This is a genomic window from Amycolatopsis sp. NBC_01307, assembly GCF_035975215.1.
Taxonomy (GTDB): domain Bacteria; phylum Actinomycetota; class Actinomycetes; order Mycobacteriales; family Pseudonocardiaceae; genus Amycolatopsis.
Map to the genome: position 1 here is coordinate 3,669,018 of NZ_CP108403.1, position 13,842 is coordinate 3,682,859.

The 13,842-nt window shown below is 72.4% G+C and carries 12 protein-coding genes; 4 read left to right on the forward strand and 8 right to left on the reverse strand.

All coding sequences use genetic code 11. The features are described 5' to 3' along the window. Positions 1 to 7 precede the first annotated feature (7 nt). Genes OG439_RS15220 through OG439_RS15235 form a run of 4 tightly spaced genes read right to left on the reverse strand, consistent with a single transcriptional unit; the run spans position 8 to position 2,712 of the window. Positions 8 to 628 carry a GTP-binding protein gene (locus OG439_RS15220; protein WP_247052231.1) on the reverse strand — a complete coding sequence of 207 codons (621 nt, stop codon included), beginning with the start codon at positions 626 to 628 and terminating at the stop codon, positions 8 to 10. Continuing rightward, a complete protein-coding gene (locus OG439_RS15225) occupies positions 603 to 989 on the reverse strand; it encodes a DUF742 domain-containing protein (protein WP_326950009.1) in 387 nt (128 codons plus the stop codon). Before OG439_RS15225 ends, OG439_RS15220 begins: the two co-directional genes overlap by 26 nt. 26 nt (positions 990 to 1,015) lie before the next feature. Beyond that, positions 1,016 to 1,453, reverse strand: a complete 438-nt coding sequence (locus OG439_RS15230) for a roadblock/LC7 domain-containing protein (protein WP_326950010.1) — start codon at positions 1,451 to 1,453, stop codon at positions 1,016 to 1,018. Further along, positions 1,450 to 2,712 (reverse strand): sensor histidine kinase, encoded by a 1,263-nt coding sequence (locus OG439_RS15235; protein ID WP_326950011.1) that lies wholly within the window; start codon positions 2,710 to 2,712, stop codon positions 1,450 to 1,452. Before OG439_RS15235 ends, OG439_RS15230 begins: the two co-directional genes overlap by 4 nt. A gap of 521 nt (positions 2,713 to 3,233) precedes the next feature. Here OG439_RS15235 and OG439_RS15240 point away from each other — a divergent pair. The 4 genes from OG439_RS15240 (at position 3,234) to OG439_RS15255 (ending at position 8,827) form a co-directional block, all read left to right on the forward strand. Continuing rightward, a complete protein-coding gene (locus tag OG439_RS15240; RefSeq protein ID WP_247052235.1) occupies positions 3,234 to 3,899 on the forward strand; it encodes a TetR/AcrR family transcriptional regulator in 666 nt (221 codons plus the stop codon). Next, positions 3,893 to 5,626 (forward strand): ABC transporter ATP-binding protein, encoded by a 1,734-nt coding sequence (locus tag OG439_RS15245; RefSeq protein ID WP_326950012.1) that lies wholly within the window; start codon positions 3,893 to 3,895, stop codon positions 5,624 to 5,626. The genes OG439_RS15240 and OG439_RS15245 overlap by 7 nt, the downstream gene beginning before the upstream one ends. 107 nt (positions 5,627 to 5,733) lie before the next feature. Further along, on the forward strand, positions 5,734 to 7,635 hold the full coding sequence (locus OG439_RS15250; protein ID WP_442788340.1) for an ABC transporter ATP-binding protein: 1,902 nt from the start codon (positions 5,734 to 5,736) through the stop codon (positions 7,633 to 7,635). A 115-nt stretch (positions 7,636 to 7,750) separates the two neighbouring features. Further along, the gene (locus OG439_RS15255; RefSeq protein WP_326950013.1) at positions 7,751 to 8,827 is read left to right on the forward strand and encodes a DNA polymerase ligase N-terminal domain-containing protein; all 1,077 of its coding nucleotides are present in this window, start codon (positions 7,751 to 7,753) and stop codon (positions 8,825 to 8,827) included. A gap of 18 nt (positions 8,828 to 8,845) precedes the next feature. On the opposite strand, the gene ligD is transcribed toward OG439_RS15255, so the two are convergent. The 4 genes from ligD to OG439_RS15275 form a co-directional block, all read right to left on the reverse strand. Further along, positions 8,846 to 9,730, reverse strand: a complete 885-nt coding sequence (gene ligD, locus OG439_RS15260; RefSeq protein WP_326950014.1) for a non-homologous end-joining DNA ligase — start codon at positions 9,728 to 9,730, stop codon at positions 8,846 to 8,848. A 97-nt stretch (positions 9,731 to 9,827) separates the two neighbouring features. After that, on the reverse strand, positions 9,828 to 10,181 hold the full coding sequence (locus tag OG439_RS15265) for an SPW repeat protein (RefSeq protein ID WP_326950015.1): 354 nt from the start codon (positions 10,179 to 10,181) through the stop codon (positions 9,828 to 9,830). Positions 10,182 to 10,285: 104 nt separating this feature from the next. Next, entirely contained in the window at positions 10,286 to 10,792 is a 507-nt protein-coding gene (locus OG439_RS15270) for a hypothetical protein (protein ID WP_326950016.1), read from the reverse strand. Positions 10,793 to 10,890: 98 nt separating this feature from the next. Next, entirely contained in the window at positions 10,891 to 13,836 is a 2,946-nt protein-coding gene (locus tag OG439_RS15275) for an AfsR/SARP family transcriptional regulator (RefSeq protein ID WP_326950017.1), read from the reverse strand. Positions 13,837 to 13,842: the final 6 nt, after the last annotated feature.

Consider the following 13,842-nt stretch of genomic DNA (forward strand, 5'->3'; position numbering starts at 1 on the left):
GTCACGATCAGGCGTGCGGGGTGCTGCCGGCCAGCTCGCGCGGGCCCGACAGGACGGCCAGCGACAGCGTGTGGCCGACCAGGTCGGTCAGGGCGGCGATCGTCGAGGCGCGGTCGCGGGCGTCGCAGGTGATCAGCGGGACGCTCGGATCGAGGGCCAACGCGTCGCGCACCTCGTCGAGGTCGTGCACCGGCATGCCCTCGAACTGGTTGACCGCGACGACGAACGGCAGCTCCGAGTCGTTCTCGAAGTAGTCGATCGCCGCGAACGACTCGTCGATCCGGCTGGTGTCGACCAGCACGACGGCGCCGAGCGCGCCACGGCTGAGGTCGTCCCAGAGGAACCAGAACCGCGCCTGCCCCGGCGTGCCGAACAGGTACAGCAGCAGGTCCGGGCGCAGCGTGATGCGGCCGAAGTCCATCGCGACGGTCGTGGTCGACTTGCCGCCGGGCGGGACGTCGTCGATCCCCTCGCCGGCCTCGGTCATCCACGCCTCGTTGCTCATCGGCGGGATCTCCGACACCGCGCCGACGAAGGTGGTCTTGCCGACACCGAAGCCCCCGGCGACGACGATCTTCGCGGAGATCGTCAGCAGTCCGCCCTCAGACGGGGAGCCGCTTGAGCCCATCAAGGATCCTCTCGAGCACGTTCGTGTCGTGGTGGTAGGCGTGCGCCGTGGGGTGGACGAAGACCGCGCCCTGGGACGCGAGGTCGCCGATCAGCACGCGCACCACGCCCAGCGGCAGGTCCAGCCCGACCGACAGCTCGGCGATCGAGCACCGCACCCGGGCGCGTTCGTAGAGCGCGCGCGACTCCGGCATGAGCGTGTCACCGAGCGACGGGTCGTAGCGGGGCACCGAAACCAGCGTCTCCACCAGCAGCTGGTGGCGGGTGCTGGTCCGGCCGCCGGTGAGCGCGTACGCGCGGATCCGGCGGCTGCGGCGCGGTAGCGGGGCGTCAGCGGGACTGTCCCGTGTGGACACTGGCATCACATCCTCGTGGGGCACGACCGCCGTCACACCCTGGGCCGGCGCGCGGACAGCACCTGGCGCAGCTCGGCGCGCACCTCGGGGGTGAGCGCGTGGCCGGCGTTGGTGATGAACTGGGTCATCTCGTAGGCGACCACCTTCATGTCGGCCTCGCCCGCGGTCAGCACCGCCAGCCCGGCACCGGAACCGATGCCCATGAACAGGAAGTAGCCGTGGGTGAGCCGGATGATGATCTGCTCGCAAGCGCCCTTGCCGAACAGCGCCGCGCTGTTGCCGGCCAGCGAGAGCAGCCCGCTGGCGATGGCCGCGAGCTGCTCGGCCTCGGCCTCGCCGACGGAGTCGGACGCGGTGAGCGGGAAGCCGTCCACGCTCATGATGAGCGCGTGGCTGACGCCGTGGACCTTGCGCACGAAGTCGTCGAGCAGCCAGGCGAAGTTCGCCGGGGCCGGGTGCGGTGCGCTCACGAGGTGGGTCCTCCGGGCGTTTCGTCGTGCGGGGTGCGATCGCGCCGGCGCTCGCTCAGCGCGGCCCGCTCGCCGTCGGCGAACGCGCCGAGGTCCGCGAGCAGCTTGTCGTGACCGGCGGACGCGGGCTCCGTGACCGGCGGCGGCGGTTCGGGCGCGGCGCCGCGGATGCTGCCGGGCACGCGGCGCGGCAGGCCGTTCGTCGTGGTGCCGCCGTCGTGCTCGACCGGCCGGGGCCGGGGCGCGGGCTTGCGCGGCAGCGGCGCGGCGGGCTCCTCCCGCGGGAAGGCGCCCGGACGGCGGCGCGGCAGCCCACCCGCGGCGACCGGCTCGCCGGTGCCCTCGGGCTCGACCGGCTCGGCGGTGACGGTGCGGGTGCCCGACCACGCGCGTTCGGCGAGCTCGGTGACGATGCCGGTGGGCAGCAGCACGGTGGCGACCGTGCCGTGCGGGCTGCGCCGGTCGAGGCGGACGGTGACGTCGTGACGGGCCGAGAGCCGGGCCACGACGGCGAGGCCCATGTGCCGCGCGGCGCCGTCGTCGAGGTCGCCGCCCGCGGCCAGGCGGGTGTTGAGGCCCGAGACGCGCTCGGGCGGGATGCCGATGCCCTCGTCCTCGATCCGGACAAGCACGCTGCCCTGTTCGGTCAGGTGGGCGCTGACGTGCACCGGGGAGCTCGGCGACGACTGGTTGGCGGCGTTGTCGAACAGCTCCGCGAACACCCGGCCCAGGTCCTCCGCGGCGAAGCCGACGACCCCGAGGGCGACGACCCGGCCGATGGTGATCCGGGCGTAGTGGTCGATCGAGGACATCGCCTCGCGCATGAGGTCGAGCATCGACGTGGCGCGCGCGGCTTCGTCGCCGGTGTCGTTCCCGGACAGCACGCGCAGGTTCTCGGCGTTGCGGCGCAGCCGGGTGGCGAGGTGGTCGAGCTGGTAGAGCTCGGCGAGGCGGTGGTGGTCCTCCTCCCCCGCCTCCAGCTCCTCCAGCCGTGCGAGCAGCTGGTCGACCAGGTTCAGGTCACGCAGGGCGACGCTGGCGCAGATCTCGGCCAGCACGGGCTGACTCGTCCCGGACGTCGGCTCGGGCCGCGACAGCGCGGCGATGGCCGGGCCGGCCGCGTACTCGTCCGGGACATACACGGTTGCGTCGGCCTGGGGGTGCTTCGGCGGCGCCGTGAGGTACTGCGCGGCGGCGACCCGCGAGCGGTCCAGCAGAACGCGTGATCGATCCAGGATTTCCCGGGCCCGGCTCGCCATGTGGTCCCACTCTTCCTGCTCAGGTCTGGTCTCGGTGTGACGTGGCCGACCCCCGGCGGCGACGACGGACATGGAAGCAGAAAGGCTCGTTATGTGTCCACAAGCCGTACCCGCGCGATCGCGTCCAGTGAGCACGGATCGGCGGCGTTGGTCCTGGTGAGGGCAGTGGACTAGGCCATTCGGTGCAATTTTGCAAGTTGCACGATGCGACACCCCGCACACGGCGGCCGATAAGGCGGCCCGGCCGGGCTCGCACCGCGGATTCCGGAGGACAGCACGACGGGCGCCGATACCCGGGCAACCGGGCCGCCACACCCCAGCAGAGGCACCGGCGAGCCCCGCAATGACCGACACGCTGCCCGGAGCGGCCGCACACTGCCCCAGAATGGCGAACACGCCCGGTCGTCACCGTCGACCACTCCGGACAGCGTGTTGACCGGTGGGCGACGCCCGGTTCGTCCGGATTTTGCGTAGCCCGCACTTTTTTGCGGGGCACGCAACTTTTTCGCTACACTCCGCCCATGCCGTCGCACGACCCACCCAAGCTGACCCTGCGGGAGCGCAAGAAGCGCGAAGCCCGCCGGGCCCTGGCCCAGGCCGCGTTGCGGCTCGCTCTGGACCGGGGACTGGAGAACGTCAAGGTGGAGGACATCGCGACCGAGGTCGGGGTGTCCCCGCGGACATTCAACAACTACTTCTCCAGCAAGGAGCAAGCGGTCTGCTCGATGGTCGTCGACCGCCACGAGGGGATGCACGAGGCGCTGCTCGGGCGGCCCGAGGGCGAGCCGCTGTGGGAGGCCGTCAAGCAGGCCGTGGTCGAGCAATATTCACGTGAGGGCGAGCCGGATCGCGCGTATGTTGTGCGTCTCCGCGAGCTGATGGGGCAGCTGATGCTGCGCGGGGAGTTCCTCAACGCCCACGCGGCGGTCGAGCGCGTCCTCGCCGAAACCATCGCGAAGCGGGCGGGCGGCGCGGACCTGCTGTTGTGCCGGTTGATGGCCTCGTCGGTGGAAAGCGCGGTCCGGGTCGCCTTCGTCCACTGGTTCATGAGCGAGGGCGAACCGTTCCTGCCGACCCTGGAACGGCTGCTGGACGAGCTCGCCACCGGCATGCCGGCCCTGACCGGCGCCGGCACCGCACCGAATCCCGAACCGAACACCACCACTCTGGGGGAACCGTTGTGCTAGTCAAGCTCCTGCGCGCCTACCTGCGCCCGTACACGAAGACGTTGTGGGTGATCGTCGTCCTCCAGCTGGTGCAGACGATCGCCATGCTCTACCTGCCCACGCTCAACGCCGACATCGTCGACAACGGGCTGATCAAGGGCGACATGGACTACATCCTGGGCATCGGCGGCGTGATGCTCGCGGTGACCGTGGCCCAGATCGCCGGCTCGATCGGCGCGGTCTACTTCGGCGCCCGCACCGCGATGGCGGTCGGCCGGGACATCCGCGGCGGGATCTTCCACCAGGTGCAGGACTTCTCGGCCCGTGAGGTCGGCCAGTTCGGCACGCCGTCGCTGATCACCCGCACCACCAACGACGTCCAGCAGGTCCAGATGCTGGTGCTGATGACGCTGACGCTGATGGTGTCCGCGCCGATCATGTGCATCGGCGGCATCGTGCTGGCGCTCAACCTCGACGTGCCGCTCTCCTCGCTGCTGCTGGTCATCGTGCCGGTGCTGGCCGTCTCGGTCGGGCTGATCATCTCCCGGATGCGCCCGGCGTTCCGGCTGATGCAGGTCCGCCTGGACCGGATCAACAAGGTGCTGCGCGAGCAGATCATGGGCATCCGCGTCATCCGCGCGTTCGTCCGCGACTCCCACGAGCGCGCGCGGTTCGACGTCGCCAACGACGAGCTGCTGACGGTCTCGCTGCGGGTCGGCCGGCTGATGGCCCTGATGTTCCCGATCGTGATGCTGGTGATGAACGTCTCCAGCGTCGCGGTGCTGTGGTTCGGCGGGCAGCGCATCGACTCCGGCAGCATGCAGATCGGGGCCCTGACGGCGTTCCTGTCCTACCTGCTGCAGATCCTGATGGCGGTCATGATGGCCACCTTCATGTTCATGATGGTGCCGCGCGCGGAGGTCAGCGCCGAGCGGATCAGCGAGGTGCTCGACACCGAGTCCAGCGTCCGCCCGCCGGTGACGCCGATCCGGCCCGGCAAGGTGCACGGGCACCTGGAGCTGTCCGGGGTCGAGTTCCGCTACCCCGGCGCGGAAAAGCCGGTGCTGTGCGACATTTCGCTGGTCGGGCGGCCGGGCGAGACGACAGCGGTGATCGGCTCCACGGGTACCGGCAAGACCACGCTGCTCAACCTGATCCCCCGGCTGATGGACGCCACCCAGGGCACGGTGAAGGTCGACGGCGTCGACGTCCGCGACCTCGACCCGGCCCTGCTCGCCCGCACGGTCGGGCTGGTGCCGCAGAAGCCGTACCTGTTCGCCGGCACGGTGGCGAGCAACCTGCGTTACGGCAACCCCGACGCCACCGACGAAGAGCTGTGGCACGCGCTGGAAGTGGCGCAGGGCAAGGACTTCGTCGCGGCGATGGCCGAGGGCCTGGACGCGCCGATCGCCCAGGGCGGCACGAACGTCTCGGGCGGGCAGCGGCAGCGGATCGCGATCGCCCGGATGCTGGTGCACAAACCGGAGATCTACCTGTTCGACGACTCGTTCTCCGCACTCGACTACGCGACCGACGCGGCCCTGCGCCGCGCGCTGGTCCCGGAAACCGCCGAGGCCACGGTCGTCATCGTCGCGCAGCGGGTCAGCACCATCCGGGGCGCCGACCGGATCATCGTCCTCGACGAAGGCCGCGTCGTCGGCACCGGCACCCACCACGAACTCATGGACGGCAACGAAACCTACCGGGAAATCGTGCTGTCCCAGCTGACCGAACAGGAGGCGGCGTGAGCACCACGGAAGAGTCCGCCAAACCCGCCGTCACCGAGGCCGGGGAACGGCCCACCGCCCAGCGGCACCGGAACACCGGCGCCGCGACCGCGGGGCCGGGACGCATGATGGCCGGCGGCGCGCCGCCGGAGAAGGCCCTGGACTTCAAGGGGTCGCTGAAACGGCTGCTGCGCCTGCTGGCGCCGCAGCGGGCCGCCCTCATCGGCGTGCTCGTGCTGGGCGCGGCGAGCGTCACGCTGACCGTGATCGGGCCGAAGATCCTCGGCCAGGCCACCGACGCGATCCTCGCCGGCGTGCTCGGCAAGGCGGTGCCGCCGGGCGTCACCAAGGAACAGGTCGTCGCGGGGCTGCGCGCCCAGGGCAACGGCACGCTCGCCGACATCTACGGCCGCGTCGACCTGGTGCCCGGGGTGGGCATCGACTTCGACAAGGTCGGCCAGATCCTGCTGACCGTGCTGGCGCTGTTCGTCATTGCGTCGTTCTTCGGGCTGATCCAGGCCAGGCTGACCACAACCCTGGTGCAGCACGCGGTGTACCGCCTGCGCGAGCAGGTCGAGGAGAAGTTCGCGCGGCTGCCGCTGAAGTACTTCGACCGCCAGCCGCGCGGTGAGGTGCTGTCCCGCGTCACCAACGACATCGACAACCTGGCGCAGTCGCTGCAGCAGACGCTGTCCCAGATCGTCTCGTCGCTGCTGACCGTGATCGGCGTGCTGATCATGATGTTCCTGATTTCGCCGCTGCTCGCGCTGATCGCGCTGGTCACGGTGCCGCTGTCGGCGGTCGTGGCGGGCAAGGTCGGGAAGCGGGCCCAGCCCAACTTCATCAAGCAGTGGGCGACCACGGGCAAGCTCAACGCGCACGTCGAGGAGATGTACACCGGCCACTCGCTGGTCAAGGTGTTCGGCAGGCGCGACGAGTCCGCGGCGATCTTCGACCAGCAGAACGAGACGCTGTACCAGGCGAGCTTCCGGGCGCAGTTCATCTCGGGGATGATCCAGCCGGCGATGATGTTCATCGGCAACCTGAGCTACGTGCTGGTCGCCGTGATCGGCGCGCTGCGCGTCGCGTCCGGCAGCCTGACGCTCGGCGAGGTGCAGGCGTTCATCCAGTACTCGCGCCAGTTCAGCCAGCCGGTGACGCAGATCGCCAGCATGGCGAACCTGCTGCAGTCCGGCGTCGCCTCGGCCGAGCGGGTGTTCGCGCTGCTCGACGCCGAGGAGCAGGGCCCGGAGCCGGCGAACCCGGAACGCCCGGACGTCGTGCGCGGGCGCGTCGAGTTCCAGGACGTGTCGTTCCGGTACCTGCCGGAGAAGCCGCTCATCGACGACCTGTCGCTGACGGTCGAACCCGGCCAGACGGTGGCGATCGTCGGCCCGACCGGTGCCGGCAAGACGACGCTGGTCAACCTGCTCATGCGGTTCTACGAGCTCGACAGCGGGCGGATCACGCTCGACGGCGTCGACATCGCGAAGATGAACCGCGAGGTGCTGCGCGACCAGACCGGCATGGTGCTGCAGGACGCGTGGCTCTTCGGCGGCACGATCGCGGAGAACATCGCCTACGGCGCCGACGACCCGACCCGCGAGGAGGTCATCGAGGCGGCCACGGCGACCTACGTCGACCGGTTCGTGCGCACCCTGCCGGACGGCTACGAGACGATCCTCGACGACGAGGGCGGCACGGTCAGCGCCGGTGAGAAGCAGCTGATCACGGTGGCGCGGGCGTTCCTGGCCAAGCCGGTCATCCTCATCCTCGACGAGGCGACCAGCTCGGTCGACACCCGCACCGAGGTGCTCATCCAGCGGGCGATGAACGAGCTGCGCTCCGGCCGCACCAGCTTCGTCATCGCGCACCGGCTCTCCACGATCCGCGACGCCGACGTCATCCTGGTGATGGAGCACGGGCAGATCGTCGAGCACGGTGACCACGAAACGCTCCTGGGCAGCGGTGGCGCCTACGCCCGGCTGTACGCGGCGCAGTTCGCCGAGGCCATGGCCGAGACGGAGTGACGCGCGTGCCCTCCCGGAGCCGGCGCGCTCCGGGAGGGCACGACCGGAGGCGGGACCCGGTGTGGCGGACGGTAACCTGGTGCCCTCCGAGCGAAGTGGGGGTGCCGGTCCCGCGATGGCCGACCGACTCGACGAGTACCGGCGCAAGCGCGACCGTTCCCGGACGCCCGAGCCGTGGCCGGACGGCGCCCCGGAGCCGGGTGGTGACGACCTGTTCGTGATCCAGGAGCACCACGCCAGCCGCCTGCACTGGGACTTCCGGCTGGAGCGCGACGGCGTGCTCGTGTCGTGGGCGGTGCCGAAAGGCCTGCCGCTCTCCCCTGGCGTCAACCGGCTCGCGGTGCACACCGAAGACCACCCGATGGACTACCTCTCCTTCGAGGGCGAGATCCCGGCGGGCGAGTACGGCGGCGGCTGGATGGCGATCTGGGACACCGGCCGCTACGAGACGCTGCACTGGAACAACCACAAGGTCGAGGTCGTCTTCCACGGCGCGCGGGCGAGCGGCAAGTACCTGTTCCAGAACCGGCACAACCCGGACGACGAGGGCGACTGGACCCTGCGCCGCCTCGACCCGGCCGAGGACGGCCACGAGGACGCCCCCGAGTTCCTGGAGCCGATGACGGCGATCCCGGGCGAACTGCCCGAGCCCGAAGACGACGCCGACTGGGCGTACGAGTTCGCCTGGGGCGGCGACCGCACGATGCTCTGCGTGTCGGGCGGCCGCATCACCGCGCACGACGGCTCCGGCGCCGACGTCACCGGCCGGTACCCGGAGCTGCACAAGCTCGGCGAGAGCCTGGGTTCGACGGAAGTCCTGCTGGACGGCGAGATCGTGGTCGTCCGCGACGGCCGCCCAGACCCCGAGGGCTTGAAGGAACGCAGTCGCTTCGAAGGCTACGACGCGAAGCGGATCATGAAGCACAAGCCGGCGTTCTTCTTCGCCTACGACGTGCTGCACCACGACGGCCGTCCGACGCTCGACCTGCCCTACGTCGAGCGCCGGTCGCTGCTCTCGGACCTCGGGCTCTCGGGTGGCACGTGGCAGGTGCCCCAGTACTTCCAGGGCAACGGCGAGGCCGTCCTGGGCGCGGCGCGCGAGCACGGGCTGGGCGGCATCTACGCCAAGCGCGCGGACAGCGAGTACGCCCCCGGCGAGGCGGACGGGACCTGGCGCCACATCGAGACGTGACCCGGCCCGCCCCGTTGACTACAGCTTCTCCAGCAGCTTCAACGCTTTGACCGGTGACGCCGCGTGGTCGGCCATCCCGGCCCACGGATCCCCCTTGCGCGCCAAGCGGTCCTTGATGCGCTTGGGCGTCCAGCCGGCCGGCTCCGCCTTGCCCAGCTCGCGCCAGTCGAGCGGGGTGGCGACGCCGGCGGAGGGCCGGGCCCGCAGTGAGTAGGGCGCCACGAACGTCGACGTGTAGCCGTTGCGCAGGATGTCGAGGTACACGCGGTCGCCGCGCTGGGCCTTCCGCACCGCCGTGGTCAGCCGGTCGGGGTCGAGCCGCACCAGCACCTCGGCGGCCGCCTTCGCCAGGTCGCGGACCTCGTCGTAGGTCCCGCTGGGCTCGATCGGCGCGACGACGTGGAACCCGCGCCCGCCGGTGGCCTGCAGGTACGCGGTGAGCCCGGCGGCCTCGTACACCTTCTTGACCAGCCGCGCGATGGCGCGCAGGTCGGCGACGGTGACGTCGTCGGGCGGGTCGATGTCGATCAGCACCGTGTCCGGGTGCTCCAGATCGTCCACAGTGGACGACCAGATGTGGAACTCGATCGCGGCCTGGTTGGCCAGGAACACCAGCGTCGCGGGGTCGTCGCAGATGACGTGCCGGACGTCGCTCGTCGCGCGCTGCGGGATGGCCTCGACGCGGATCCAGGAGGGCAGCTTCGGGCTGGCTTCCTTCTGGTACCAGGTCTGGCCGGCGATGCCGTTCGGGTAGCGGCGCAGGGTGAGCGGCCGCCCGCGCAGGTGCGGCACCATCACCTCGGCGACGGTCCGGTAGTGCCCGACCACGTCGCCCTTGGTCAGCCCGGCCTCGGGGTAGAAGATCTTGTCCGGGTTCGACGTGGTGATCTCGTCGGGGTCCACCGGGCCTCCCTCGGCCGGTCGGCGGCGGGCGGTCCACCCGCGCGTTACCGGCGTCGAGCCTGCCCCTCGGGGCCAAGGACGTCCACTCGGAACATGCTCAGGCCCGGGTCAGCGCCACTCCGGCCAGCACCGCGACCACGGCGGCGACGACGTTGCCGACGATCGCGGCCGCCGACGGCCAGGTCACCCACGTCGGCCGCAGCGCCACGAGCGAGATCCCGGCCCACGCGCCCAGCACCGGGACGACCCAGGTCAGCCGGCGCACCCGCGGCGTCGCCGTGCGGGCGATCGCCAGGGCCACCAGGACCAGCCCGGTGACCGTGTTGCTCAAGGCCAGGACCCCGGCCCCGCCGAAGTGGGCGAGCCACGGCGCCAGGACCAGGTACACCCCGGCCAGCAGCACGACTCCCGCGGCCACGCCCGGTGCGGGGGCGATGCGGTGCGACGTCATCAGGCACCTCCTTCCGGAGAGGTACCCGGGTGTCGCTCCCGGTAATCGTGCCCGGCCGGGACCTGCCCGCAGCCCTCATCACGGGCAGGCGCCGGCCGGGAAGTTCAGCAGCCGCAGGTGTAGTACGTGACGTCCCAGTGGTTGCCTTCGTCGCAGTAGAGGTTGCCGGAGCCGGCCTTCCACTGCGGGTAGCCGTCGCCGCGGAGGCCGTCGTAGCTGAAGGTGTTCTTGACGTAGCTGTCGAGGCAGCTGTTGTGCGCGATGTCCACCTTGTAGCCGTTGTAGTGGCTGTAGGTGCCCGACGCGTGCCCGACCTCGGTGCCGCCGGTGATGTTGACGGCGCAGCCGCTGGCGCGCTTCAGCGTGATCACGCCCGTGACGGTGGTCTGGTTGATCTGCTCGTAGGACGTGCAGGTCGAGTTCGACCTGGTGGTGCAGCCGCCGCTGGACGAGTGGGTCACCCCGGCCGCGGACAGCTGTGACGCGGCCGCCGACTGGCTGAGCTTGGTGACCTCGACCGCCGCCGAAGCGGTTCCGATGGTGGCGAACACCACCGCGGCCGAAGCGGTCAGCCCCACCGCCGCCCGCACGAGCATCCGTTGTCCCGACATGACTTGCCTCCTCGGTACGTCGTTCCGACGGCGGCAGCCAAAAGGTCCCGACCATAACTTCGCCAAACGCGGGCGGACGCGCGGCGGGCGCGGGCGGGTCAGGTCCTGATCTTCGTCAAGACTTCACGAGTTCGCTCCCGCTCCGGTGACGTGCTGGTGACGGCGTTGAGCTCGTGCAGCGCGCGCAGCTCCCACAACGGGAAACCGAGGTCGCGGAACACGTCGGCCGAGGTCCGCAGCAGCCGGACCGCCTGCGGCCCGGCGTCGTCGGCGGCCTGGGTCCGGCCGAGGCTGAGCAGCGCGTAGCCGGCGCCGCGGCGGTCGCGCAGCTCGCGGAACACGCCCATCGCCAGCCGCAGGTGCCGTCGCGAGCCGGCGGCGTCACCGGCCCGGCGGCGGGCGTCGGCCAGGCTGCGGTGGGTGTAGGCGGCGGCGTGGCGGTGCCCGATCTGCTCGAACAGGTCCAGCGAGCGCGTCAGGCAGCGTTCGCCATCGGCCAGCTCCCCCGCCTCGGCGTGCAGGTCGCCCAGGCTGCGCAGGACGTGCGCCTCCCAGTGCCGCTCGCGGGTGCGGACGGCGCCGCCGAGGGCGCCGGTGAGCAGGTCGGCCGCCTGGTCGCTGCCGCCGTGGCGGCGCAGGACGTCGGCGTAGCGCTTCGCGGCCTGGTCGTGCCAGCGCCCGTCATCGCACTCGCGGGCGAGCAGCATGCTCACCTCGAAGCTCTCGACCGCGCCCCGGACGTCGCCGACGTCCTCGGCCAGCGAGCCAAGCTGCGCCGCCGCGGCCGCCTGACCGCGGCGGTCGCCGCAGTCGCGCAGCAGGCCGAGGGCCTCCCGCAGCTCCGTCTCCGCGGCCCGGGCGTTGCCGTTGTCGAGGTGGACGTCGGCGAGCGCGGCCAGCACCGCGGCGGTGCCGCTCGGGTCGTCGAGCACCCGGAAACGGTTCTCGGCCATCACGAAGTAGGTGCGCGCCTGCCGCCACCGCCCCTGCTGCCAGTGCACGGAACCCAGGGTGAAGAGCTTTTCGGCCTCCGCGTGCGGGTCCTTGCGCCGCCGCGCCGCGGCCAGCCCGAGCACCGACACGGCGCGGGCGGAGTGGTCGAGCCACGGCGTGGCCGCCAGGTCGGTGCAGGCGTCGGCGAGCCCGCCGGTCAGCTCGTGCCAGCCGTGCGCGCCGGCCAGCCGGACGGCGGCGGCGATGTGGCCGGACTCCTCGGCCGCCCAGCCCGCCGGGTCGGCCGCGACGCGGCGCGCCGTCGCCGGATCCGGCTTCGCCCCACCGGGTGCCGGCCGGCCGCGGGCCCGCTCGGCGAGCGTCAGCGTCACCTCGCACGCCCGGCGCAATGCGACCTGGTCGGTCTCCGGCGGAGTCCCCTCGGCCAGCACGAGCCGGACGAACGGCGCCACCGCCCAGCGGGCGCCGGCCGGGACGAGCAGGTGCCCGGCGGCCAGCGCGTCGAGCCGGTCGCGCGCCTCGCCGATCGGCTTGTCCAGCAACGCGGCCACGCACCAGTCCGGGACGGGACCGTCGAAGGAATTCAGCAGCCGCAGGAGGTACCGGTCGGCCGCGGGCCGCTCCCGCAGGGCCGCCGTCACGGCCGTCCGGACGCTCAGGTCCCCGACGGCCAGCTCGTCGAGGCGCCGGCGGTCGTCGGCCAGCCGCACGGCGAACTCCGCGACGCGCTGCCGCGGCCGGCCGGCGAGCTTGGCCCCGGCGATCCGGACGGCGAGCGCCAGGCCCGCGCAGTGGCCGAGAAGCCGTTGTGTCGCTTCGGGTTCCCCGTGCAGTCGCGGCTCCCCCGCGATCGCCGCGAGCAGCGTCCGGGCGTCCGTTGTGGACAGTCCGATGACCGGGACCGCGTGGGCGCCGCACAACCCGGGCAGCGCGCGGCGGGACGTCACGACGGTGGCGCAGCCCGGCCCGCTCGGCAGCAGCGCCCGGACCTGGGCCTCCGACGCGGCGTCCTCGAGCAGCACCAGCAGCCGCCGATCGGCGGTGTAGCACCGCCACAGCCCGGGCAGGCCCGCCCGGTCGGCCAGCTCCGCCGGCGTCGCGCCGAGCAGGCGCAGGAACCCGGTCAGCACGGTCGCCGGGTCGGCCGGGCCGCCGAGCGAGGCGACCAGCTGCCCGTCGGGGAAGCGGCGGCGGGCGCGCCAGGCGGCCTGGACGGCGAGCGCGGACTTCCCGGCGCCGGCCGCGCCGTGCAGCACCACCGGGGCCGGCCCGCGCAGGGCCCGGGCGACGTCGGCGAGTTCGGCGGTCCGGCCGGTGAAGTCGGGCACGGCGGGCGGCAGCTGCGCGGGCGGCCCCGGCGTCGTCCACTCCGTGCCGGCGATCCGGCGGTAGACGTCGACGAGGTCCGCGCTCGGCCAGACACCGGCCTCTTCCCAGAGCGCGCGGCGCGTCCGCCGGAGCACCTCCAGGGCCGACTCGCGGCGGCCGACAGCGCCGAGCGCGTCCGCGAGCCGCCCGGCGAAGCGTTCGTCTGCGGGCCGGGCCGCGACGACCGGATCCAGGCGTTCGACCACGGCCCCGCCGTCGCCGTCGGCGAGCTCCAGCTCGACCAGCTGCAGCAGGGCCGCCGAGCGCCGGTCCTCCAGCCACAGCTTGTGGGCCTCCAGCAGCGGCCCGCCGGCGACGTCGGCGAAGGCGTCACCCCGCCAGCACGCCAGCGCCCGTTCGAGCGCGCGGCGGCGCTGCGCGCGGTCGTCCGCGCCGGCGGACAGCAGCGTCAGGAAGTCGTCGGCGTCCAGCTCGCCGGGCTCGACGACCAGCGCGTAGCCGCGCGGGCCCGAGCGCAGGCGCTGCCCGGCCTCGGCGGCGCCGAGGCCGGGTGAGAGCGTCTTGCGCAGCTTGGACACGGTGACCTGGACGATCGCCGCGGCGCTCGACGGCGCGCCGTCCGGCCACAGCTCGTCGACCAGCGTGTCGCGGCCGACGTACTGGCCGGCCCGCGCGAGGAGCACGGCGAGCAGCCGCCGGGGCTGGGCCGCCGAAGGCAGCGGGACGGCGGCCGTCAGAGGGCCGAGGACCTGGAACCGCACGGCTTA